A 23,025-nucleotide genomic window follows, 5' to 3' on the forward strand; every position below is an offset into this window, starting at 1 on the left:
CTATGCTTCAGGGCGACGCTGTATCGCACGAGAAATGGGTGGACGTTATCCGATACTGGAGAGAAGCTCTGGCAGGCGGACTTGCCGCCGTGCTGGTCGCGGTGGCGTTCGTCGTACCGTACCTGGGAAACGAACTGATCACCCCGATCATCAATCGCACCCCTCAGCAGGTTCGTGATTTTGCCGACGCGGCACCACTTTTCGGCTTCCGTGAACCTCACTACGGGTGGGGCACCCCGGTCGCGATTCTGCTGGCGATCGCCGGTGTTCTGTGGGGACCGGAGATCGCGCGACGTCTGCCGTGGCGTCGGCTGCTGTTGGTGGTGTGGGGATCGTCGGCGGCGTGGACGATGTCGCTGGCGATGATCGACGGATGGCGTAGGGGATTTGTCGACCGGCTCGCGTCCACCGACGAGTATCTGCACGAGGTACCCGGGATCACCGACATCCCGGAGACGCTGAGAGGCTTCTCCGATCGCATTCTGGACTACCAGGTCGATTCCTGGACGACCCACGTCTCCGGTCACCCACCGGGCGCTCTGCTGACGTTCGTGTGGCTCGACCGCCTCGGGCTGAGCGGTGGAGCGTGGGCGGCGTCGCTGTGTGTCCTGGTCGGAACCAGCGCTGCAGTAGCGGTTCTGGTGACCGTCCGTGCCGTGGGTGACGAGAACATGGCCCGTCGGGCAGCGCCCTTCGTGGTGCTCGCGCCCGCTGCAATCTGGGTCGCGGTGTCCGCGGACGCCTTCTACATGGGCGTCGTTGCCTGGGGTATCGCGTTGTTGGCGATATCGACACGGAAGAACTCGAACTACCTCTGGCCCGCATCCGTGGCCGCTGGTGTACTGCTCGGCTTCGGCATCTACCTCAACTACGGATTGGTCTTGATGGGCCTGCCCGCAGTCGCTGTTCTGATTGCGGCGCGCACGGCCTGGCCGCTCCTCGGAGCGGTGGCGGGTGCACTCGTCGTCACGGCTGTGTTCACGGCCTACGGATTCTGGTGGTTCGACGGTTACGAGCTGGTCCAGGAGCGCTACTACCAGGGCATCGCGACGGATCGTCCGTTCGAGTACTGGGGTTGGGCGAACTTCGCGGCGTTGTTCTGTGCACTGGGCCTGGCTGTTCCGGCTGCGTTGCCCCGCATCTTCACACGGCTGCAGCCGATCAACCTGCTTGTCCTCGCCGGCCTCGCGGCGGTGGTGATGGCCGACTTGAGTCAGCTGAGCAAGGCCGAGACCGAACGTATCTGGCTTCCGTTCGCGATGTGGATGCTGCTTGCTCCTGCTGTTCTGCCGCAGCGTTCGCACAAGTTCTGGTTGGCACTGCAAGTGATCGCCGCACTCGCGATCAATCATCTGCTGTTCACGAATTGGTGATCGGCCAGGCTCATACGCGCGAAGTACCGTCCGTGCACGGGTGCGACGTCGACGACGGTGAGGCCCGCTGCGTGCGCGAGGTCGGCCGTCGCGTCGACGCTGACCCGGGCCCACGCGAACCACTCGCCGACTGTCGTGTCGGTTTCCCACCGAACGGATTGCTCGATCACGTGATTCGATCCAGGCGCATCGACTTCGGCTATGACCGTGCCGTCGGGTCGGATCAATTCGGCGGCGCGGCGCAGCAGGCGCACCGGGTCTCCGCCGATGCCGATGTTCCCGTCGGCGAGAAGCACGGACGCCCATCGTCCTGCGTCGGGTAGTGCGTCGAACAGGTCGCGTAGAACGGCGCGGCCACCGCGGCCGACGGTGAGGTCGACGGCCTTTTTCGAGGTGTCCACTCCGAGGGAGGAGACGCCGCGACGTACGAGGCTTTCGGTGAGGCGGCCGGGCCCGCACCCGAGATCGAGTGTCGGTCCGATGCAGTGCCGCAACATTTCGTGATCGGCTGCGACGTCCTCCTGGCTCGCCGCAGCGCCGCCCATCCATCGTGCGGTCGGTAGTGCTGTGCGTGAACCATCGGAGTACCCCATCCAACAGGGGAGCCCTGATGCGGCGCGGCCGAACATCTCGTCCGCAGTGACTGTCATGGTTTTCTCCTGTTTCGTGCACTACGTGATGTTGCGATCCGGACGGTGTAGAGGACCGCGCTGACCCCGAACAGTGCGGCGGTCAGCAGCAGCCATCGGACGAGGTACGGCTCCTGGGTCAGGCCCGTCGCGGTCCGGTAGGTGTCAGCGCCTTGTTCGATGATTCCGGGGAAGAACAGTGCGAAGCTGAGGGCCGCACCGAGCGCGGGTATTCGAATGTGGTTCAGGACCGGCACACTCGGTCCGATCAGACGTGACAATGTCCGCAATGCGCGGTCGACAGCCGAATAGAGCGGCACCAGAACGAGGTCGTGGAGCACGACGGCGCCCGCGAACCACACGGCGATGGATTGCCACCACACATCGCGATTCCAGAAGGTTGCGATGCCGGCCACGTGGACGACATAACCGATGAGGGCGAACACGAAACCCATGAGCAGCAGGTGCGTTGGTCCTGCGCCGTACAGACGTTTCATGTGCCGGCCCGGAACTCGATGCTCGCCACCCATTTGGTGTTGTGGACGCCAGGCATAGCGGGGACGATGATGCGTGCCGGATAGCCGTGATCCAGCGAGAGGTCGGCACCGTTGACCTTCAGCGCCAGGAGCGAGTCGGGGTGAAGCGACTGATTGGATTGCAGGGTCGCCCGACTGAACGGCCCGTTCGTCTCCAGTGAGACGACCTGAGTCGAGGCGATGTTGTCGGCACCTGCTGCGGCGGCGAGGTCACGGAGTCGAACTCCGGTCCAGGTCTGCACCGTCGACCATCCTTCGACGCAGGCAATCGGAAGTTCGGCGGTGTGCTGCTCCATGCTCAGCAGTTGATCCCTGCTCAATGTCAGTGGCGTGCTGCCGCCGGAGACCTCGAGCCGCCAGTCCGTACCGGTGTTGTCGGTGCCGATTCCCGCGGCGACGGCTGTGCGGTTGATCTGGAAGTCATTGGGTCCGTCTCCGTAGGATCGGCCGCGAGGCAGGAGAATTGCTGCGTTCCGGAGAAATCCGCCGGTCGTCTGACCTACGGTGAGCGCGGCGACGAACACTGCGCCTCCTCCGACGAGTGCAAGTGCCCCGCGGCGGCTGATCGTCGGTTCGTGGGGGTCCTCGGCGATCAGTTCGGACTCGCCGGTCTCTTGTTGTGTCTGTTTGTCTTCGAGCACCTGCATCAGGGATCGGGAGCGCAGCGCCGTCACCATCGTGGGGATCTTGATGATGGCGTGGCTGACGAATCCGGCGATGAACACCCATGCGCCCCAGTAATGCGCGGTGTAGAAGCTGAAGCCGAAGATGTAGTCGTACTGGATGTTGAGGACGCCCGTGACGGTTTCGAAGATGATGCCGCCGACGAGAGCGATCAGCGAAAGGCGCTCCAGCGCAGAGGCGATCGAGCGAACCGGAGGGACCGTGAACAATTTCGGTATGACGGACCACAGTTTGGCGAGGACGACGGGTACGAGCACCAACCCGAGGCCGACGTGCAGCCCCTGCGTGAGTCGGTAGAGCCAGGACGGGTCGGTAGGCCAGTCGAACTGGGGGAGACGAAGAAAGCCGACGTCGGCGGGGATCGCCTGACCGAACTGCGGGCCGTAGGCCATGTAGGACAGCAGTCCCGTGACGATGACGATGGGCAGGCCGAGCAGCAGTACTGCGCCGAAGACGGACGTCAGCCACGGCCCCCGCAGTGGGCTACGGAACGTCGGAGGGGTGGGGCGACGACGCCGAACGCGCGAGGCCACCTGGAGCGGTGATCTCGCGCGTTCGGGTTCGGTCATTACGCAGTGGCGATGGTGATGGTGGCAACGCCCACGAGCAGGCCGGGGGTGACAGCATCGGTCTGGAAGGTGTCGTTGAGCAGGCCGGCAGCCGTCTCCGAGATCTTGACCTGCGTGCCCTGCAGGATCGCGGTGTTGTCGGGACCGGTTGCCAACGGGTTCAGAGTGCGGCCGTCGAGGTCGAAGATGACTGCATCTTCTGCAGCGACCTCACCATTGACGGACACGTTGCCGGTGAGCAGCGAGGTGCCTGGGTCGATGTCGAAGTCGGTCAGTTCGACGACGGTGTCGCCTGCGGTGAGCGACAGGCCGCTTCCGTCGTGCATGATTTCACCCTGAACGTAGGGGTCGACCGTGCCGGGCTCCCAGTACTTCACGTCTCCGCCGGTGATCGGGAAGCTGATGGAACCGTCTGCGAGAGTTGCGGTTCCGATGACACCGGGGGTGAGGCCGAGGGTGGTGAGGGCGCCGGTGAAGCCTGGGTCCAGGAGGACTGCGGTGCTGACGCCGTTCGAGAGGTCGTCGACCTCTGCCACGGGCTCTGGTGTCGACTCGGTGGTCTCGGCGGCGGCCGACGACGTGGTTTCCGCGGTGGACGAGGAATCGTCGGACGAGCATGCGGCGAGAGGTACGAGAGTGAGTGCGCCAATTGCAGTGGCGGCCATGACTTTACGGATGGAGGTCATTGTGTGTCTACCTTTCGTGCTCATGTCTTGAGCGTTGTCTGTAATTCGCCACCGGGTCGGTACCGGATGGGTGAGGTCTTCGACCATTTGTGAAACAGAGGCGATTTGGGCACGGGAGATCTGCTGATTCCGTGCGTCACGACTCTGTTCGCCGCTGCCGAACCGTTCCTATGGCTTTGGTACACAAAGGCTCTCACGTCCAAGACGTCTTGTGTGGCCAGAATGTCCGAATCGATCACTCGTAGTGGGGCCGTGTCCTGTTCGACACTCCTCTGTTACCGATCTGTTATCCAAAGACCCGAAACAGGAGGTTATCCGACGGTCCGGTTTTTTCCGACCTACACGATCAGGGGTGTTCAGCCGCGCAGAATCATGTCCGACGCTTTTTCGCCGATCACGACGCTGGGTGCGTGCGTGTGGCCGCGGATGATGGTGGGCATGATCGACGCGTCTGCCACGCGGAGGTTGTCCACGCCGCGCACTCGGAGGTCGGGCGCGACGACGCTGGAGGCATCGTTACCCATCCGGCAGGTGCTGGTGGGGTGGTAGAGCGTGTGCGCATTCTGCTCGAGCGCCTCGGACAGGAGGTCGCCTGCGTTGCGTGGTCGTACCACGTCACCGAGCTGACCTTTCAGGGCCGGTTGGGACGCGATCTCGGTGCATACGCGCAGTCCCTCCAGCATGGCTGCGCGGTCGGCGCCGTCACCGTCGCTGAGGTACCGCGGATCGATGATCGGCTTCGCGAACGGGTCGGCAGTGCGCAGCGTGATCTCCCCGCGGCTGCGCGGACGGAGCAGGACGGAGCCGATGACGGCGGCGTGGGCGTCGGGTGCGATCAGGCCTTCGTCGAAGAACGGCGCGGGGGCGTAGATCAGTTCGACGTCGGGCAGAGCGAGGTCGTCTCTGCTCTTGATGAAACCGTAGGCCTCGGCGACGTTCGACGTCAGCATTCCGCGCCTGCGAATCAGGTAGTTGAGAAGTTCGGGGATCTTCTCGGCGAAGAACAAGGAATCGCTGTCGACGCTCCAGCCGATGAGCGCTGCGAGGTGGTCGGTGAGGTTACGGCCCACCTCGGGGGCGTGATGTTGGACGGTGATGCCCAGGTTCTGCAGAACCGTACGGTCGCCGATTCCGGAGAGCATCAGCAGGTGCGGGCTGTTGATCGCGCCACCGGCGAGTACCACCTCCCGCGCTGCTCGGACCGTCTTGGTGTGGCCACTGGACACGTACTCGACGCCGACCGCGGCCGAACCGTCGAACACGATCCTGGTGGCCTGCGCCTCGGTCAGGACGGTGAGATTCTTCCGTGTGCGAATCGGCGCCAGGTAGGCGTCCGCTGTGCTCCAGCGGGCTCCGCGCTTCTGGTTGACCATGGTCTGCGAGAAACCCTTGGGCTCGGGTAGATTCGGCGGTTCCACCGGATAGCCTGCCTGTTGGACGGCCTCGAGGAACTTGGCGGTGAGCGCGCGCGGGCTTCGCTGGTGCGAGACGATCAACGGCCCGGTCGTGCCGGCGTCGAGTGCCGTCGTTCCTTCGATGGACTCGATCTTGCGGAAGTACGGGACGATCTTCTCGAAGGACCACGACGAGTCCGACAGCGATGCCCACTCGTCGTAGTCGGCGGCGAAACCGCGAACCCACATCATGGCGTTCATCGACGAGGATCCACCGAGCATTTTGCCTCGTGGCCAGAAGATGCTGCGGCCCTTGAGCTCCGGTTGAGGCTCGGAGTCGTAGTCCCAATCGACCTCGCTGCGGAACAGCTTCGAGAATGCTGCGGGGATGTGCGCGAACTTGTTCTTGTCCTCCGGCCCTGCTTCGAGCAGGACGACAGTGTTCCGCGGGTCTGCGCTGAGCCGGTTCGCGAGCACCGCGCCCGAGGAACCTGCGCCGACCACGACGTAATCTGCAACCAGTGACATCCGTTTCCCCTCTTCGCAGCGCCCGAGGGAAAGGTAGCAGTCGCGACGCCCGCTGCGACCGCTTTTCGGTCGGGTGGGGGCGTCCGGGCGGGTGATGCGTCGAATTCCCCCGGATGGGGTAGTCCGGCGGCATGACGCACCGAAAAGGCACGACCGTGCAGTGGAACTGGGGACAGGGCACTGCCGAGGGCAAGATCGTCGAAGTGCACACCGACAAGGTGACCAGAAAGATCTCGGGTAGCGAGATCACCAGGAACGGGACCGAGAAGACGCCCGCCTACCTGATCGAACAGTCCGACGGGCAGCGTGTGCTCAAGCTCGACAGTGAGGTCGACACACCCTAGGGTCGTCGTCCATGATCGCTACGCGAGCGAGCCTCGGCACGGACGTCCGCGCCCTGGGGATCCGTGACGGCGACGCCGTGATGGTGCATGCCGCGTGTGGACGCGTCGGGACGATCCTCGGTGGCCCCGACGCACTGGTCGATGCGGTTCTGGACATCGTGGGACCGTCGGGAACCGTTCTCTCGTATCAGGACTGGGAGTTGGGTCTCGACATCTGGGGCGCCGACGGCACGGTTGCGGCCGACATTCGGCCGCATGTCCCGCCGTTCGATCCTTCGACCGCGCGGGCGGCGCGAGACCACGGGATACTCGCGTCGACGATCGGTACCAGGCCGGGAGTCCTCCGGAGCGCAAACCCGGGTGCCTCGGTCGCCGCGCTGGGTGCGAGGGCCGACGAGTTCACGCGTGATCACCCGTTGGACGACGGATACGGCGAGGGCACGCCGTTCGCCCGTCTGGTCCGGGCCGGTGGCAGGGTGTTGATGGTGGGTGCGCCGCTGGACACGATGACGTTGCTGCATCACGCGGAGGCGTTGGCGGATGTCCCGGCCAAGCGCCGGGTCAGGCGTGAGTACCCGTTTCTGGGTCCGGACGGCGAGACCGTCTGGCGATGGTCCGAGGAGTTCGACACGTCCGATCCCGTGATTGCGGGCCTGGACGACGATTACTTCGCGACGGTGGTCCGGGAGTTTCTCGCGACCGGAGCCGGAGCTCGTGGGCTGGTGGGGCTCGCGGAGAGCGTGGTCGTCGACGCCGGACCCATCACGGCGTTCGGGATCGAGTGGCTGGAACGTCACGCGGCGCGGTGAGTGCGGGATCGGTGTCGCCGCCGATCATCCGGCGATCATCCGGCGGGCGGCGCGTTGCTGGCGATCACCACGTCCAGAACACCGGCACCGATCGGAACCGGTGCGCACGGCGGGACGATTCCGGCCCCGGGGTCGAGGGCACCGAGAACGAGGGCGATGGTCGTCGGGTCGTAAGTGAACGTGAAGTGTGCGACGTTGTTCTGTGGGCACACGTCCTGGACGACGATGTTGCGGGCGTCCGGATCACGAAGCAGCGCATTGGTGTACGGCTGGATGACCTCGTCGACGTCGGTGGCGATGCTGGTGTATTCGACGCCGGGGACGGTGTCACCGCCTGCGTTGAGGTCCTGGAGGAATGTCGAGCCTTCCATCAGTTGGACCAAGGCGGGGCCGAACTCGCTGGACACCAGTCGCGTGGCGCTCGGCACGGCCTGGATCGCCGGTGACACTCCGTAGACGGTTCCACCGTAGGCGGGGGACGCGATGCCGATCCACTTGTCGACGACGTCCGCGCCGCCGAGGCGGTTGGTGAAGTATCGGGTGACTGCCGCGCCCTGCGAGTATCCGACCAGATCGACCTGCTCGGCGCCGGTTGTGGACAGAACTCCGTCGGTGAAGTCCTTCAGCTGCGCGGCGCTACCGCGAATGTCGGTGTAGCCGAAGCTGGTTCCGTCCGGGGAGGCGCCGTAGTTCAGTCCGTAGACGCAGTAGCCGACCGATGCCAGCGCGGGCGACAGTGCGGCCCAATCCGCGTACACCGACGCGTCGGTGCCATGGACCAGGATGACCGGATTCGGATGCTCTGCGGACGGGACGCAGTCCACCGGGTTCATGCCGGGAGGCACCGAATCTGGGTGGTTGGCGGCGTACGCGATCGCGGCGGCATGAGTGCTCTGGGCCGGCCCCGGTACGTCCGGCGCGTTCGGCGGCGCCGCATGAGCGACGCCGAACGCGGCGAACAGGAGCAGAACGGTGGCGGTCGACGTAGTCGAGAATCGGTAGCTCACACAGCACCTCGGGTTGTGGGTTCCCTTCGACCCTATGCCGATGTGCTGTGCGATGTACCAATGAAACGTGTTTGTTTTGCTGACGTATCACAGTCGAATCAATTGATCCGACTTGCCTTGACCCAGTCGATGCTCATGGTTTGCGGAAACGGAGTCGAGGCGGGGGCTTTGCCTACCCAGTCGTTGCCGACTGCCACGTTGAAGAGGACGTAGTGGGGCCATGCACCGGAGAACGGCTTCCAGTTGCCCCCTTTGGCTTCGTAGTCGCCCTTCGTCACGGTGAATTTCTGGACACCGTCCACGAACCAGGTGATTCGGTCAGGGAACCAGTCGACCCGATAGGTGTGGAAGCCGTCGGAAATCGGGCTCATTCCGCTGCCGGTTTTGATGTCCGTGTTGGAGTTGTTTCGCGCCGGGCCGTGCAGGTTGAAAGAGGGGCCGTTTGTGCCGGGAATTTCTACGACGTCTATTTCTCCCTGTCGCGGCCAATTGTATTCATTACCCGGTTCGAGGCCGAGTAACCAGAAAGCCGGTAGTAATCCGGCCGCGCGAGGCATCTTTATGGACGCTTCCAGGCGAACTGGCGGGGTTACGGATTGTTTTCCGAAGCTCACGACACGAGCGCTGGTGAAGTTGTTCGGCGCGGGTTTGCGGTCCGGAGTCGTCTCCCTCCTGGCTGTGATGTTCAGCGAGCCGCCCGCGACCGACGCGTTGCTGGTCGAGTTGGTGTAGTACTGCTGTTCGCCCGAAGTTGCTCCCCACCTGCCGGTTTGGAAACCCCACTTTCCGGGATCGACGGCGCCGGACCCGTTGAACTGGTCCTCCCAGAGCATGGTCGTCTGCCCGCCGCTCGGTGGTGGAGTAGCCGTGGTGACCGGAGGAGGGGCCGTCGTCGTGGGCGGTGGCGCCGTGGTGGTCGGAGGTTTCGGAAACACTGTCGGTCGCGGGTAGGTGGGAAACGGATATGTATAAGGCGCCGCAATCAGGATCGGGGCCATTACGAGAGCGAACCACTTCATTTCGGGTCCTTCGTATCAATTGTCGAGGGGTAACAAAAGCACGAGGGATGTCTAACACAATGCAGCCTGCTTGCTGCACTGGAAAGCGAAATGTGAATATTTGTTCTCGATGCAAGGGTCGATTCCGCCGAATTAACGGTCGGATTCTCGAATTCGATCCTCGAGGACCGTGTTTCGGTCTGTTTGTCGATCGGAAGAACTCGGAAGGACGAAGGGAGCCGGTGACGGGAATCGAACCCGCCTCTCAACCTTGGGAAGGTCGCGTTCTACCAATGAACTACACCGGCACGGCGGACGGTCGAGGCTGTCCGCGCCGAGCAACTCTAGCAGTCGGGTGTCGTGTGGGTGGTCAGCGGGAACGGTGTGCCGCCGGAGCGATAGCCTGCACTGTGCTGCTTTCCGATCGCGACATCCGCGCTGAAGTGTCCACCGGCAACCTCGGTATCGAGCCTTTCGATTCTGCGATGGTGCAGCCGTCGAGCGTCGACGTTCGGTTGGACAAGCTGTTCCGGGTGTTCAACAACACTCGCTACACGCACATCGATCCGTCGAAGCAGCAGGACGAGTTGACGACGCTCGTCGAGCCTGCGGACGGCGAGCCGTTCGTGCTGCATCCGGGCGAGTTCGTGCTCGGGTCGACGCTCGAGCTGACGACACTGCCGGATTACCTGGCGGGTCGGCTCGAGGGCAAGAGTTCCCTGGGCAGGTTGGGTTTGCTGACGCATTCGACCGCAGGCTTCATCGATCCGGGTTTCAGCGGGCACATCACGTTGGAACTGTCCAACGTGGCGAATCTTCCGATCACGTTGTGGCCGGGGATGAAGATCGGGCAGCTGTGTCTGTTCCGGTTGTCGAGCCCGTCGGAGAATCCGTACGGCAGTGCGGCGGTCGGATCGAAGTATCAGGGTCAGCGGGGGCCGACCCCGTCGAAGGCGTACCTGAACTTCGTTCAATCGCCTGTTGACTGAACTTCCGGTCTGTTTACGGCTGATTTTCAATACGCGCATACGGTTTCTCCGGTAGTCTCGACCCTTGCCGAAGTGGGTTGGGGCTTACCGGAGCGAGGTTTTCGATGACAGCCGTACTCGGCGCATCGCTCGGTGTGAGCGGAATACGCGCAGCATGTAGCGACGTGCGCGAAGATCCCCAGCTCAGCACCGAGACCATCATTGCCGTACCCGAGCGTTCGCAGGATCCGTGGGGCTCGGTGACCTGGGCCGTCCACAAGTTCGCGCGCGAGAACGGCGCGTCGGGCACTGTCCCCGTACTGGCTCTTCGTGACAAGAACCCCAGCGAGGTCTACGGGGTGGAGCATGTGGACGGCCTTGCACTCGTGTCGGACATCGGTGCGCAGATCGGCGCGCTGCTGGAGTCCGGCGATCTCACGGCAGATCAGACTGTCGCGCTGTTCGATGTCGGGGCGGGCGGGGTCACCGTGTCGATCGTGGAATGCCACTCCGGCCACGTCCTCGGTTCGCGGCGCAGCACCGTGCTGTCCGGAGACGGGTGCGACGCCAGGTTGTCCCGGCATCTTCTCGGGTCGCACGTCCTGGACCCGGAAGCTCGCGAACTGTTCGTCGAGACCGTCTGCGAGGCCAAGGAGAGACTGTCGTCCGTCACGGCCGTGGAGGTGGCGACCCCGGCCGGCGTCGCCACTCTCCATCGATCCACCATGGAGGGTCTGGTTCGGGACAGCGTGTACGACGCAGTCGCCCTCGCGTCGTCGATGATCACCGACGCGCCTCATGTCGACGCCCTGTTCGCGGTCGGCGGAGGCGCGAACATGCAGATAGTGCGACAGAGCTTGATCGACGGTTTGTCGGTGCCCGTCTTCGTCCCGCGCGAGCCGGAAGCTCTGGCTGCGCGAGGTGCGATAGGAATGGCTCGGGGGCTCGCCGTCGCGGCAGCCCAGCATTCCCAGGGAGAAGCCCGGACCCGCGCGACCGGGAGTGCCGCACGTCCCCGCCACAGCGACACGTCGTCGCGGCGTCTGACGCGCCTACGCGCATCGCGGTACCTGGGCGTCGTTGCGTTGATCGCAGGCGGTGTGGTCGTGTCGACTGCGGCGGCGTCGAGCGATCGCGGTGCAGAGCCTCCGGGACGACCCACCGCGGGCCACTCGTCCGACCACGACGACGCGGTCATCGCCCCAATCGCCCCAATCAACCGTGCGACCGTCGTCGATGCCTCCGCGAACGTCCCCGAGCCGGTAGAACCGAGCCGGTAGAACCGAGTCGGTAGAACCGAGCCGGTAGACCTGCCACGCGATCGATTGCCTCCGTTTGTTCACCTGTTTACGGCAGACTCGTTCCATGGCTTCGATACACACCGAACGTGAGGACAAGTTCGACGTCGACCCGGACTTCGTTCTTCCCGATGTGGACCAGCTGATTCCCGCGGGCGGTTCCGCGACGGAGTCGGAGGTCTCGCTCGTCAGCACGTACTTCGACACCGAGGATCTGGATTTGCTGCAGCGCGGCATCACGGTGCGTCGCCGCCGCGGTGACGCCGACACCGGATGGCACGCAAAGGTTCCGGCCGACAAGGCGCGGACCGAGATCAGGTTGCCGCTGGGTAGTGGTGAGGATGCGACCGTCCCTGGTGAACTCGCGGAGCTTCTGATCGGTGCCACGCTCGGCAAGCCGTTGTCCTCTGTGGCTACGTTGACGTCGCTGCGCAGACTTCACGTTCTGTCCGATCGGAAAGGTCGTGTGGTTGCCGAACTCGCCGACGACACCGTCACGGTCGATCTGTCCGGCGCCGACGGGCATGGTTGGCGGGAGGTGGAGGTCGAGCTCGGACCCGACGGCTCGGAGTCGGATCTGAAGCAGGTGGGCAAGAAGCTGAAGGCGGCAGGTGCACGTCCTGGCGCGCATCCGTCCAAATTCCATCGCGAGGTGCGTTCTTCGGCCGAGCCGGTCCACACGGGAACCGTCGGCGTCGTCGCGGACTACCTCGATCAGCAGGCCCAGGCGATCTTCGCGGGCGACGTGTACTTGCGCCGCGGTATGGATCCGATTCATTCGACGAGGGTGGCGATTCGCCGCTACCGCAGCACGCTCCGCGTCTTCGCCGACGTGTTCGACGACGACAGGGCAGCGTTCCTGGAAGCGGAATTGTCGTGGTACGCCGGGCTTCTGGGTGAGGTGCGGGATCGTCAGGTGCAGCGCGCCCGCTTTGCGGAATCCCTGGGCGAGCTCCCGGATCACCTGGTGCTCGGGCCCGTTGCCGCACGAATCGAGAACGATCTGCTTGCCGAGCAGCTTCGCTTCCGTGCCGTGGTGACCGCCGAACTGGATGGCGAGCGGTACCTCGCCCTGCTGACCGAACTGGCGCAGTGGACGCGCGGCTTACCGCTGGCGAAGAGCGCGCACAAGATCGACGACGACGATCTCGACGTCCTCGCGCGTAAGGCGGGCAAGAAAGCATCCAAGCGTGTGGCTGCTGCGGCCGAGGCCGGCGACGACGAGGCGCTGCATCGAGCACGAAAGGCAGGAAAGCGGGCGCGTTACGCCGCCGAGTTGGTCAAGCCGATCGTCGGGAAGAAGGAGTCGAAGGCGAGGATCGCCCGCTACAAGAACGTCCAGGAGATCCTCGGGGAGCACCAGGACGCCGTGGTTGCCGCGGCTACTCTGCTCGAGTTGGGCCGGAAGGCGGGTGTGACGCCGGGTGAGAACGGGTTCACGTTCGGGTTGCTGTACGCGCAGGAACTCGCCGCCGCGGCGGCGTCCCGAGCGGAGATAACAGAGCCCGGAATCTGAATGCGACGATTGTCCGGTACCCGGGTAGTCTGATTGCCGATCAAACCAACCGATCGCCCGGATTGACGTCGGGTACTCGGTCACGGCACTACACGGGGGGTACGAGCGGCATGCACATCGCGCTTGGCGTGCACGTCAGCACGTACGAGGTCACGGCGTCGCTGGTGGACACAACCCTCCCTGAGCTCGGCCCAGTCGCGACCCGCACGGTCACCGTCGCCGCAACTCCCGGCGGAATCGCCGGGGCCGTGTCCACCGCGCTCGGCTTCATGCGCGTCCAGGCCATGCAACACGACCTGAACGTCGCCGGTGCAGCGGTGGTGTGCGAGAACGCGCTTCAACGGGAAATCGTTGCCGATGCCCTGGCGGCCACCGAATCCGAGCCGACTCCCGTCGTCGACATCTTCGACGATCGCTTGTCCGACGCCTACACCCCGGACGTCGGCGCCGCACTTCTCGTCGGCTCGCTCGCGCCGGCGACCGCAGCTCCCGGCTCGGCGCGGGAGCCACACCGCGGAGTCTGGCCGATTGCCGCCGTCGGCGCCTGCGTTCTCGCCGCTCTGGGAGGCGTCACCGCGTGGGCTATGACGGCCGGGCCGTCGCAGGCCGGCGGTTCGGTCCCGTCGGAGATGGTCTATCCGTCGGATGTCCCAGCCTCGGATGCGTCGCCGACGCGGCCTGCATCCATCCCGGTCGGTGCGACGACGACCGCTGTTCCGGAGGCGCCGATCGACGGCGTGCCAGGCGCCGACGCGCTTCCGGTCGATCCCGGTGCTGTCGTCGTCGTCGTACCCCTCGCGCCCGTCGGTGAGGATGCGCCGCAGCCGGAAGACCGGCAACCCGAGTCCGCCGGTCCGGGCGCAGCAGCCCCGCCGGTCCGACCGGTCCCGACAGAACCAGGCCCGCCGCGGCCGGGTTCGACCAAACCGAGCAACGGTGGGGCGACGACGACGGACGTGCAGAGCCCCGAGCCTGAGACTACGACGTCGTCTGCCTCCGAGCCCACGTCTTCTGAGACCACCCCGGAGCCGACCGACACTTCCGATGACCAGACCGGCGGGAGTGGAGACTCGTAGCTCCATCGTCGTCTGCGTTCGGTACCGCTCCCGAAGCCTCATGAGTACATGACGATTCGGTCGTGTGAACCGCGTGTGAATTATCCGCGGAGTAGTGAATTGTCATCGAACATCGGTGGCAGTCGGCGGGAATTCCGGGCTACCATCGGTCCATGATTTTCAGCGGCCTCTCGCCTCGGCTACGAGCCGGCTCGACGCCGCGTGTGTGTTGTATGCGCTGTCCGTAACTCGTGCATCGTTGTCTGGCGCATTCTCGAAGTTGTTGTTACCGACGCATATTCACATCTCACGGATTGTAGGTTGGCTCGATGGACGATTCTCGGACCAGTATCGATTGGGCTGTCGGAGTTCTCATTGCGTTGCGGGGATATTCCCCGGAGCAGGCATTCGAAGAATTGGTGACACACAGTTTCACGTTCGATGTCAGCTTGTTGCAATCGGCTCGTTCGCTCGTCGCGGCTGCACGCGAGACAGCGACGAATGCAGCGCCTGTCGGTGCTGCCACGCAGGAGTGGGGAGATCTGTTGGCGCAGCGTCGGCGGGTCGCATGAGCGGCGTTGTGCGTGGTCACTGCTCGGGAGTGAAAACAAACTGAAAGATTGAAAAGAGCGCCCTAGGCCTACCCAGCGAAGGATTTCCTGGCTACCATCTGTGCAGGAGTCGGACGTGACGGGGCAGAAGTCGAGGGAACCATGAGAACGGTGCTCGGAGTGTCGGTGGGCTCTGCCACTGCTCGCGCGACGGCGCTGGATTCCGCCGACGACTCGGTGCGGTCCGCCAACGTTGTCCGGTCGTTCGAGGCGAAGGGGCACGTTGCCGCAGCGCTGGAGCTGCTCGAGTCCATGGCTGAGGCGCAGCAGGTCGACCGCGAGGACGCCGTTCTCGCTGTTCCGGACGACCCGGCGTCGCGCACCCGCAATTCCGCGTACTCGGTGCACCGGTCGGACAGGTACAACCTCGTGTCGGAACTCGGCGCGCAGCTGCGGTTTCTCCGCGGATCCGGCCAGCTGGACGGGCTGCGCACCGTCGCGGTGTGCGACGTCGGTGCATCCGGCACGACGGTGTCCGTCGTCGATCCGGCGAGTGGCCGCGTGTACTGCGCGGAGCGAACCAGTGCGTTCGGTGGAACCGTGTGCGACGAGGCAGTGCGGGATTACCTGCTCGCCACCTACGGTGCGGACGAGCTGATCACCAGTTCTGGAATCGACAGTCTGATGGTGGCCATTGCGTACGCGCGTGAGCAGCTGTCCAGCCTCCGCGTCGCGGAGGTGCCAGGTCCGTTCGTCGCTGGCCCGATCCGGCTGTGGCGCAGCTCTTTCGACGAGATCGTCGAGCGGGCCGTGTATTCCATCGAGGACTGGACCGCCAGTGTGATCGTCGAGTCCCCGCGGGCAGTGAACGCACTCGTCATGGTCGGAGGTTGCGCGCACCTACCGCTGCTCCGTCGGGTCTTCAGGCGGGATCTCCGCCTGCCGGTGTTCGTGCCGTCGGCGCCGGAATCGTTGACCGCTCATGGTGCCGCTCTTCTCGCTGCCGACGAGGTTCGGCAGCGCACCAGTCGTCCGCTGGCGGCGGTCACGACCATCAGGGCACATGAGGCATTCGGTGCCACGGCGTACCAGGCGATGCCGAGGCATCGGTCGGCGTGAGGATGTTCGTGTGGTGAACGGCGTAAGCCCGATGGGCCTATGACGTGCCACAAGCTGCGCGCCGCGCGTGTACTGGCGGCGCTCTTGCCGGTATGTTGCGTCCAATGAGTGAGAATGCGACAGTCGCCGAGACCTTCGACCCTGCCGAGACCTTCGACCCTGCCGAACATGTGCGAGCGATGGTAGGGCGGCATTACCGCACTGCCGACTACTACGACGTCGGACGCGAGAAGGTTCGCGAATACTCACGTGCAGTCCAGGACTTCAACCCCGTCCACTGGGAGGGTGACGCGGCCGAGGCTCTCGGTTATTCGAGTGTCGTCGCGCCGTTGACGTTCATGTCGCTGGTCGGCACGCTGGCCCAGAAGCGCCTGCTGCAGAAGATCGCCGTCGGGTTCGACTTGAGTCAGATGCTTCAGACCGATCAGGTCCTCCAGTTCCATCAGCCGATCGTTGCCGGCGATCACCTGTACTGCGACGTCTCGCTCGACTCCTACAAGGAGGTCATGGGCAAGGACATGATGGTCACCAAGAACATCGTCTCCAATCAGCGGGGTGAGCTGGTGCAGACCACGTACACGACGCTGCTCATCGGGCGCGACGGTGACGTGGACAAGGGGATCGTCGAGGCTGCGGAGAATCTCGTCATGCAGGGCGCGACGACTCTCGCGGCGCGCGCGGGTGCAGCTGATCACGACGAGGACGAGGATCAGGTGGAGCACCCGCCGCTGACCGCCGTCGACGTGCCGTCGTCGGCGTCGGTGAACTTCGACGACGTCTCTGTCGGAGACGAGTTGCCCGGCAAGTCGTTTCGTCTCACTCGGGGCGATCTGGTCAACTATGCCGGAGTTGCGGGCGACGCCAACCCGATTCACTGGAGCGAGGGTTTCGCCAAGCTCATCGACCTCGAGAACGTGCTGGCCCACGGCATGCTCACCATGGGCCTCGGCGGTGGCTACCTCACCGAGTGGATCGGTGACCCGGGTGCGGTGAAGGACTACACCGTTCGTTTCACCGCGCCGATTCCCGTGGACAGTCACCGCGCCGCCGAGATTCAGTTCGGTGGAAAGATCAAGTCCCTCGACCCGGAGACGCGTACCGCGGTCGTGGCACTCAACGCCACCTTCGAGGGCAAGCGAATCTTCGGCCACCGCGCTACGGCGACGGTCCGGCTCGCCTGACACGTAAGTGGAAATGTAGGCCCTGCGGAGCGACCCGATGGTCCTACATTTCCACTCACAATAGGGGGAGTCGTTTTGTATGGACAGATCGATACGCTATTGCTAGCGTGCCCGTCGTTGTGAAGTTCGTGCCTACCGTGGATGCGGTTGCGCCACCGAAGATCCGGGCGCAGTTGTCCGAGTTGAGGAACGGGGGATTGTGGCTGGCCTACGCGACCAGTGGGCTGCTCATCGGCGCGGTGTTCGCGATCTTCAGCTACTTCTCACCGATTCTGACCGACCGTGCGGGCTTCGATCAGAGCTTGCCCTGGGACTCGCCGGGGTGAGCCTCAACCCTGCCTTCGCTGTGCGGGTGATGCGCGTCGGCGGGGTGTCGTTCGTGGTCAACACCGTGCATACATCGATCATCTGCTTCGGCATCTTTCTCGGCGGATCACTGGGTGGTGTAATCATCGATGCCTCCGGTTCGGTGCACTCGGTCTACTACCTGACGCTGGCCTTCGCCGCCGCGGGATTTGTGGTGCTCCTGCCCATGACGAGGCGTGCGAGAAACGAGTTTTCCGGGCGCTTGCTCGTTCGAGGGTCGGGAGAACCACACCCCACCCGTTTGTCGACGTCCTGAACGGGGCATTCTCCGGCCCATGAAAGTCGGGATACTCGTCAGTGCGATCGTGGCCGTGGTGGGCTCGTTCATCGGTTCGGGGGCGTGGGTGGGCACGCCCATCGCGGAGGCTGCGGGCGGTGCGCTGAGTGCGACGTCGACGCTGGTGGCGCCGTCGGGACCAGCGTTTTCGATTTGGTCGGTCATCTACGTGGGGTTCGCGGCGTATGCGATCTGGCAATTCTTCGCGGGACCGAGGCAGGAGACCCTTCGCGGGCCGATTGCCCTGTCGATGATTCTGAACGCGGCGTGGATTCTGTCGATCCAGCTCGATCAGCTGTGGCTGAGTGTGCCGATCATCGTGCTACTGCTCGTGGTGCTCGTTCGTGTGTTCGTCTCGACGCAGGCGATCAGGCCGGAGAGCAGGCTCGACGCGGTCGTCACCGACGGCACGATGGGCTTGTATCTCGGGTGGGTGTGCGTCGCGACGATCGCGAATGTGACCGCCTTCCTCGTCGACCTCGGCATCGAGGGCTGGGCGACGATGTGGGCCGTGGTCGTTCTCGTCATCGCCGCCGTGGTGGGCGTCGGGCTGGCGACCTACTCCCGGGGCGCGATCGGCCCGGCGCTCGGCATCGTGTGGGGCCTTATGTGGATCGCGCAGGGCAGGCTGGCGGGCGACCTGGACAACGCGACGGTGGGGTGGACGGCCGTCGCCGCTGCGTTGGTGGTCGGGGTGTACACCGCAGTCGTCAGGACCCCTGCACGACGGCAAACGACGGTTTCCGGCTGAAGTCGGCTCGCAGCAGTCCGTAGTTCTGCTCGGAGTCGAAGGCGTCGGTTCCGGCGTCGCGCAACGCATGTACGAACACCGGTCCGACGTAGGGGAGCCGTGACGCCTGCGCCAGGCTGCTGCCGATGATCGCGGCTTGGGCTTCCTCGGTGACGGCCATCGGGCCGTTGCCGGTGGGAGCGCCCAGTTCGGTGATCCAGATCTTCTTGCCACCGTCACCGTTGGCTGCCATCGTTCCGTACGCCTGGTCGACCTGTGCCCACTGTCCGTTGGGGTCGTTCTCCACGGTGAAGGGGAACGTGTACGGATGCAGCGCAACGGCATCCATGAAGCCGCCGGCTCCGGCAGCGTACATCTGCTGAAGGAACGTCACGGGCGCGACGGTCCACGCTCCGGTGTCGATCGTCGTCGCGAGGCCCGCACTCAGCACCGTCGCGCCGGGGTCCGCGGTGTGAATGGCGGGGTAGGCGGCACGCAACAGCCCGACGTAGCGTGCGGCGTCGACGGGTGCGAAGAACGACGGGATATTGGGTTCGTTCCAGACCTCGTAGGAGTCGACGCGGTTGCCCAGGTGCGCCGCCGCGGCACCGGCGAAGGCGCCGTAGGTGTTGGGGTCGACCGGAACTGCTCCGGGAAGAAGGCTGGGAATGGGTCCCTGTGCCCATGCGGGAGTTCCGGCCAGAACCGCGAGCACCGAGTACCCCTGCGCGCGTGCAGCATCGACGACGCGATCGGTGTTGCCCCAGTCGAACACGCCTGGCGCCGTCTCGATCTGAGCCCAGTTGACCACGACACGCACCCAGGATGCCCCGACTTCCCGTCCGGCCACGAGCTCGTTGTTCAGGGTCGCGTTGTCGAGGAGCAGGAACGGTGCACCGCTGGAGAATCCGAGTCCCGACGGCGGGGCGGCCTGCGCGGCCGGTGCCGTCACACCCAGTGAGAGCGCCACGGCGGCGGCGACGGTGATCAGGCGGGCTCTGAGCGTCATGACGATGATCCTAAGGTGCCGGGGAGGGACGCGCCCACCAGTGATGCGACCGAGGTGTGAGGAGCGCGTTGTTCCCACCGTTCGGCGTTGAGGTCGTACAGTCGCTCCCCGGCTTTGACGGCCGTGTTGCGGTCCAGCAGGTACCGCCTGCATTCCGCGATGAACTGTTCCGGGTCGTCGAAGGTGGGCAGTTCGAAGATCGAGCCGAGAGATCCGACGGCGGCGGATGTTCCGACGACGGGCAGGCCCTTGCTGGCTGCGTCGAGAATTTTCACGCGCACGCCGCCGCCGGTGGCGACCGGCGCGATGAGTGCGCGGCAGGTGCCCAGAAACTCCTGGAGGTCGTCGACGAATCCCAGGTCGCGGACACCGTCGGGATAGTCGGGGTCTGTGGCGCCGTCTGCTTTGGCGCCGATGATGCACAGTTCGGCGCCGTCGATACCGTCGGAGATCTGCGGCCAGTACTGCAGCGCGATCTTGAAGGCCTCCTGGTTGGGCGGCCATCCGCGAGTACCCATGAACACCAGTCGCTTTGCGGTGTCGCTCAGATCGAGCCTCGGCGCGGGCTCGAGGGTCAGATCGATCCAGCGAGCGTCACCGACTCCGTTGGCGCGGTACATCTCGGCTTCCTCGGCGTCGTAGGTGCCGACGGCGTCGGCCTTCCTGGCCACCCTGATCTCGTCGCGCAGGATGCGTGGCGCTTCGATTCGTCCGGTGAGTCCGCGCGTCACCTTCCACACCTGCGACTCGGTGTTGACGGTGTTGATGACGAACGGTGATCCGAACTTCGCCGACCGAATGAACGGTTCGGCCATGTAACTGTGTTCTGCTACATAGACGTCGGATTCGGACGCGTCGATTGCGTCGACGAACGCGTCGACGTCGTAGCGCCCGTGCACCACACTTCGATCGAGCCGCAGCGATTTCAGCAGGAGCCTGGCATCGACGGTGGGTTTCGCGACACGCGTGACATCCGGGTCCGGTGACGGCTCGGTCTCCTGGGACAGGCACAGTGACCTGACCTCGAAGGCTTCGCGAGCCAGCTGCATCATCAAGCGCGACAATGCGATATCGCCACCGTGTTCGGTGACGGGGTCCTTGGACAGCAGGAATGTCGCTCGTCTCACGACAGCACCTCTTCTTCGACGGGGACGCGGTAGAGCGCTCGGGTGAACCACAGAAGCAGCACTGCGTCGGTGATCACCGACGCGATCGCCGCACCGACAGCGCCGAGCGGGAACAGACACAGGATCAGCACCATCTTCAGCGGTGCGAGCGTGGCGGCGGCGAGGACGCGAGTCCGATCGCGGTGTTGCAGATAGAGAACCGTCGTGAACACGTAGTTCACGACGCGCATGACGACGAAGACGCTCATGACGGCCAGGGCGCCTGCGACCTCGGACGGCGCGGGGGTGAAGAACAATACGACGCCTGCGACGAGGAGCAGCGAACCTGCCGCCGACGCGAGCAGGACCGTGTGTTTCAGGGCGGGTCCCGCGGAGACGAGTCCACCTGCTTCACGGAGTTTTTCGTGGAACGTGTGGCCGAACGACTGGCCGACGAAGGCCACGGCCCACGCCGTCACCGACGCGACCGAGTAGTACCCGGCGATGGTGCTGTCGGTGAGGTATCCGAGCAGCAGGACATCGCCTTGGATGTAGACGGCGTTGGCCAGATTCTCCGAGAACAGCAGCGACATCTCACGCCGTGATCCGGGAGCTCGTGGCCGAGAGGTCCTGGACTGTGCGAGTGCAAGAACGGCGATGAGAAAGTACGGGCTGACGTAGAGCAGGCTGGCGACGAACAGGGTCGGCTCGGCGACGAGGAACAGGTACGCGGTCGCGAGTGCGATACTCGCAGCTTGACGCGCGGTGTCCATCCGCTGGGTGATGTTCGGGTGCCCGTCACGCAGCGCCCGGCTCTTGAACGCGTTGAACGTCATCTCACCGCCGGCGACAACCAGCGCGAACCACGCGATGTAGTTGACCTCGATCATGCACAGACCGACAACGATCAGCCCGACGCCGATCAAGGATCGAGTGGTGCGCTCACCCAGATAGTCGTCCTCGGCTACTCGGATGGAGCGGACACCGAACGGGTGATCGAGGGGTGCGGCGACGATCGCGGCGAGTGCGAACGCCATGGCGTAGTGGCCGTAGTCGGCGATTCCGAGCTGGGCGATGAGCGCCACCGTCCACAGCAGACCGATCCCGCGCCCGCCGTATGTCCACAGTGCCGCGACACCTGCTTTGATCAGATTGCTGTTCACTGCGCACCCGACCTGCTGGCGCCGGCGCCGACGGCCTTGTTCCACTCGGACAGGAAGTCCTGGACGACGAACTCCGGGGTGTTCGTCCGGCGCAGTGCCTCGACCTCGCGTCGGAGCTTGCCGAGCGCGATCTCGTCGGTGACGAGTGCCGCGGTGGCGTCGGCGACGTCGGTGATGTCACCGTCGACGACCACTGCGCCGCCGTCGGATTCGGCCAGTGCCCCGTACTTCATGCACACGATCGGTGTCTGGTAGGCGATCGCCCTGGTCACGACGGACGAGGCGGGGAAGGCGTCGCCGTAGATGGTCCGTCGGCCGTATGGAACCACGAGCGCGCGGATGGAGGCGAAGAAGGCATCCTCGTCGGGACCGTTCACTTCGCCGACGATCTCGACACCGTCGACAGGGGGAAGCTGCTCGGTGCCTCGACCGGCGACGCGGATGGCGATCTCGCGAGGAAGTCGATCGCGCAGATGTTGGATCTGATCGAAGCCTTTGCCGCGGTACACGAGACCGAACAACCCCACGGCGAGGGGACGGTCTTCGGCGGGGGTGAGATCGGCGCGTTCGGGGACGAACAGCGTGCTCGCTGCGGCAGTGGCCCTGGGATATTCGCGTGCCAGTGAATCCGCGCCTGCCGCGGTGAGAGCGAAGAACGTACGCTCGCCCGCCACCGCTGTCTCGAGCCTTCGCCACAACGCACGCAGCGGGTAGTGCAACCCGTGGTTGAGCACCTTCTGTCCGGCGAGGAACTTGGTGCGTGCAGGCCACCAGACCAAACCGGGAGGATCGTGCACAGTCGCCGTCGCGACCGGATCACCGTCGAGCTTCCACGTCGCCCAGAAGGGCACCACGGATCCACCGCTCAGTTCGCAGTGCACGATGGTGCGTTCCGGGTCGTCGACTAGTCCTTCGATTGCCCTGCGGTGACGGAGGATATCGCGTACCGAGTCGTGTCCTGGGCCGTCGTGGCGATGCTCCACGACATCCCGGAAGTGAGGACGCACGGCGTCGACGAAGTCGTCGGCGTAGTCGCCCACGCCGCCCACCCCGGATCGGGGGGCGACGTAGACGAGACGGTAGTCGCTCAGCATCAACGGCGAGTGCTCCTTCGGAGCCTTGTGCGTGG

The 23,025-nt window shown here is 64.8% G+C and carries 24 protein-coding genes and 1 tRNA gene; 13 read left to right on the plus strand and 12 right to left on the minus strand.

Annotation, left to right across the window (positions count from 1 at the left end; translation table 11 throughout):
- The first annotated feature begins 2 nt into the window (after positions 1–2).
- Complete coding sequence (locus ACFULT_RS03530) at positions 3–1,373, plus strand: hypothetical protein (RefSeq protein WP_378480611.1); 1,371 nt, start codon at positions 3–5, stop codon at positions 1,371–1,373.
- On the opposite strand, the gene ACFULT_RS03535 is transcribed toward ACFULT_RS03530, so the two are convergent.
- From ACFULT_RS03535 to ACFULT_RS03555, 5 genes are all read right to left on the minus strand, one after another.
- A complete protein-coding gene (locus tag ACFULT_RS03535; protein ID WP_037111958.1) occupies positions 1,349–2,023 on the minus strand; it encodes a methyltransferase domain-containing protein in 675 nt (224 codons plus the stop codon). The genes ACFULT_RS03530 and ACFULT_RS03535 overlap by 25 nt on opposite strands.
- On the minus strand, positions 2,020–2,499 hold the full coding sequence (locus ACFULT_RS03540; RefSeq protein ID WP_037111956.1) for a hypothetical protein: 480 nt from the start codon (positions 2,497–2,499) through the stop codon (positions 2,020–2,022). The genes ACFULT_RS03535 and ACFULT_RS03540 overlap by 4 nt, the downstream gene beginning before the upstream one ends.
- Positions 2,496–3,791: a molybdopterin-dependent oxidoreductase gene (locus tag ACFULT_RS03545; RefSeq protein WP_094653347.1), complete on the minus strand. Its 1,296-nt coding sequence runs from the start codon at positions 3,789–3,791 to the stop codon at positions 2,496–2,498. Before ACFULT_RS03545 ends, ACFULT_RS03540 begins: the two co-directional genes overlap by 4 nt.
- Entirely contained in the window at positions 3,791–4,477 is a 687-nt protein-coding gene (locus ACFULT_RS03550; protein ID WP_020110506.1) for a hypothetical protein, read from the minus strand. Before ACFULT_RS03550 ends, ACFULT_RS03545 begins: the two co-directional genes overlap by 1 nt.
- A 356-nt stretch (positions 4,478–4,833) precedes the next feature.
- Positions 4,834–6,399, minus strand: coding sequence for a GMC family oxidoreductase (locus ACFULT_RS03555; protein ID WP_378480612.1), 1,566 nt, complete (start codon positions 6,397–6,399; stop codon positions 4,834–4,836).
- A gap of 131 nt (positions 6,400–6,530) precedes the next feature.
- Between ACFULT_RS03555 and ACFULT_RS03560 the strand changes: the two genes are divergently transcribed.
- Together ACFULT_RS03560 and aac(3) are read left to right on the plus strand one after the other, a co-directional pair.
- Positions 6,531–6,743, plus strand: a complete 213-nt coding sequence (locus ACFULT_RS03560; protein WP_019665609.1) for a DUF2945 domain-containing protein — start codon at positions 6,531–6,533, stop codon at positions 6,741–6,743.
- A gap of 11 nt (positions 6,744–6,754) precedes the next feature.
- The gene (gene aac(3), locus ACFULT_RS03565; protein WP_094719894.1) at positions 6,755–7,552 is read left to right on the plus strand and encodes an aminoglycoside 3-N-acetyltransferase; all 798 of its coding nucleotides are present in this window, start codon (positions 6,755–6,757) and stop codon (positions 7,550–7,552) included.
- Positions 7,553–7,587: 35 nt separating this feature from the next.
- On the opposite strand, the gene ACFULT_RS03570 is transcribed toward aac(3), so the two are convergent.
- The 3 genes from ACFULT_RS03570 to ACFULT_RS03580 all read right to left on the minus strand — a co-directional run bounded on the left by ACFULT_RS03570 (position 7,588) and on the right by ACFULT_RS03580 (position 9,865).
- Complete coding sequence (locus tag ACFULT_RS03570; protein WP_378480613.1) at positions 7,588–8,559, minus strand: esterase/lipase family protein; 972 nt, start codon at positions 8,557–8,559, stop codon at positions 7,588–7,590.
- A 98-nt stretch (positions 8,560–8,657) separates the two neighbouring features.
- Positions 8,658–9,578 (minus strand): glycoside hydrolase family 16 protein, encoded by a 921-nt coding sequence (locus ACFULT_RS03575; RefSeq protein ID WP_378480614.1) that lies wholly within the window; start codon positions 9,576–9,578, stop codon positions 8,658–8,660.
- 216 nt (positions 9,579–9,794) lie between these two features.
- Positions 9,795–9,865: transfer RNA gene (locus ACFULT_RS03580), tRNA-Gly, on the minus strand.
- A 102-nt stretch (positions 9,866–9,967) separates the two neighbouring features.
- Here ACFULT_RS03580 and dcd point away from each other — a divergent pair.
- The 10 genes from dcd (at position 9,968) to ACFULT_RS03630 (ending at position 18,639) form a co-directional block, all read left to right on the plus strand.
- Positions 9,968–10,546 carry a dCTP deaminase gene (dcd, locus tag ACFULT_RS03585; RefSeq protein WP_019665613.1) on the plus strand — a complete coding sequence of 193 codons (579 nt, stop codon included), beginning with the start codon at positions 9,968–9,970 and terminating at the stop codon, positions 10,544–10,546.
- A gap of 104 nt (positions 10,547–10,650) precedes the next feature.
- Entirely contained in the window at positions 10,651–11,805 is a 1,155-nt protein-coding gene (locus ACFULT_RS03590; RefSeq protein WP_378480615.1) for an Hsp70 family protein, read from the plus strand.
- 85 nt (positions 11,806–11,890) lie between these two features.
- Entirely contained in the window at positions 11,891–13,339 is a 1,449-nt protein-coding gene (locus tag ACFULT_RS03595) for a CHAD domain-containing protein (protein WP_378480616.1), read from the plus strand.
- A 110-nt stretch (positions 13,340–13,449) separates the two neighbouring features.
- Entirely contained in the window at positions 13,450–14,415 is a 966-nt protein-coding gene (locus ACFULT_RS03600; RefSeq protein WP_378480617.1) for a hypothetical protein, read from the plus strand.
- A gap of 308 nt (positions 14,416–14,723) precedes the next feature.
- Entirely contained in the window at positions 14,724–14,966 is a 243-nt protein-coding gene (locus tag ACFULT_RS03605) for an ANTAR domain-containing protein (protein ID WP_037111938.1), read from the plus strand.
- Positions 14,967–15,107: 141 nt separating this feature from the next.
- Positions 15,108–16,064 carry an Hsp70 family protein gene (locus ACFULT_RS03610; RefSeq protein WP_094719890.1) on the plus strand — a complete coding sequence of 319 codons (957 nt, stop codon included), beginning with the start codon at positions 15,108–15,110 and terminating at the stop codon, positions 16,062–16,064.
- Between the two features lie 104 nt (positions 16,065–16,168).
- Positions 16,169–17,245 carry a fused (3R)-hydroxyacyl-ACP dehydratase subunits HadA/HadB gene (locus ACFULT_RS03615; protein WP_094719889.1) on the plus strand — a complete coding sequence of 359 codons (1,077 nt, stop codon included), beginning with the start codon at positions 16,169–16,171 and terminating at the stop codon, positions 17,243–17,245.
- 107 nt (positions 17,246–17,352) lie between these two features.
- Complete coding sequence (locus tag ACFULT_RS03620; RefSeq protein ID WP_052059432.1) at positions 17,353–17,571, plus strand: MFS transporter; 219 nt, start codon at positions 17,353–17,355, stop codon at positions 17,569–17,571.
- Complete coding sequence (locus ACFULT_RS03625) at positions 17,568–17,867, plus strand: hypothetical protein (RefSeq protein ID WP_176459942.1); 300 nt, start codon at positions 17,568–17,570, stop codon at positions 17,865–17,867. The genes ACFULT_RS03620 and ACFULT_RS03625 overlap by 4 nt, the downstream gene beginning before the upstream one ends.
- 19 nt (positions 17,868–17,886) lie before the next feature.
- Positions 17,887–18,639 carry a tryptophan-rich sensory protein gene (locus ACFULT_RS03630; protein WP_378480618.1) on the plus strand — a complete coding sequence of 251 codons (753 nt, stop codon included), beginning with the start codon at positions 17,887–17,889 and terminating at the stop codon, positions 18,637–18,639.
- Here the strand turns inward: ACFULT_RS03630 and ACFULT_RS03635 are convergent.
- The 4 genes from ACFULT_RS03635 to ACFULT_RS03650 are packed head-to-tail and all read right to left on the minus strand — an operon-like array spanning position 18,599 to position 22,990.
- On the minus strand, positions 18,599–19,627 hold the full coding sequence (locus ACFULT_RS03635) for a hypothetical protein (RefSeq protein ID WP_378480619.1): 1,029 nt from the start codon (positions 19,625–19,627) through the stop codon (positions 18,599–18,601). The genes ACFULT_RS03630 and ACFULT_RS03635 overlap by 41 nt on opposite strands.
- On the minus strand, positions 19,624–20,754 hold the full coding sequence (locus tag ACFULT_RS03640; protein ID WP_378480620.1) for a glycosyltransferase: 1,131 nt from the start codon (positions 20,752–20,754) through the stop codon (positions 19,624–19,626). Before ACFULT_RS03640 ends, ACFULT_RS03635 begins: the two co-directional genes overlap by 4 nt.
- Positions 20,751–21,896 carry a lipopolysaccharide biosynthesis protein gene (locus ACFULT_RS03645; RefSeq protein ID WP_378480621.1) on the minus strand — a complete coding sequence of 382 codons (1,146 nt, stop codon included), beginning with the start codon at positions 21,894–21,896 and terminating at the stop codon, positions 20,751–20,753. The genes ACFULT_RS03640 and ACFULT_RS03645 overlap by 4 nt, the downstream gene beginning before the upstream one ends.
- Positions 21,893–22,990, minus strand: a complete 1,098-nt coding sequence (locus tag ACFULT_RS03650) for a glycosyltransferase (RefSeq protein ID WP_378480622.1) — start codon at positions 22,988–22,990, stop codon at positions 21,893–21,895. Before ACFULT_RS03650 ends, ACFULT_RS03645 begins: the two co-directional genes overlap by 4 nt.
- Positions 22,991–23,025: the final 35 nt, after the last annotated feature.

It is taken from the genome of Rhodococcus sp. NPDC057297 (assembly GCF_042667435.1).
Classification (GTDB): domain Bacteria; phylum Actinomycetota; class Actinomycetes; order Mycobacteriales; family Mycobacteriaceae; genus Rhodococcoides.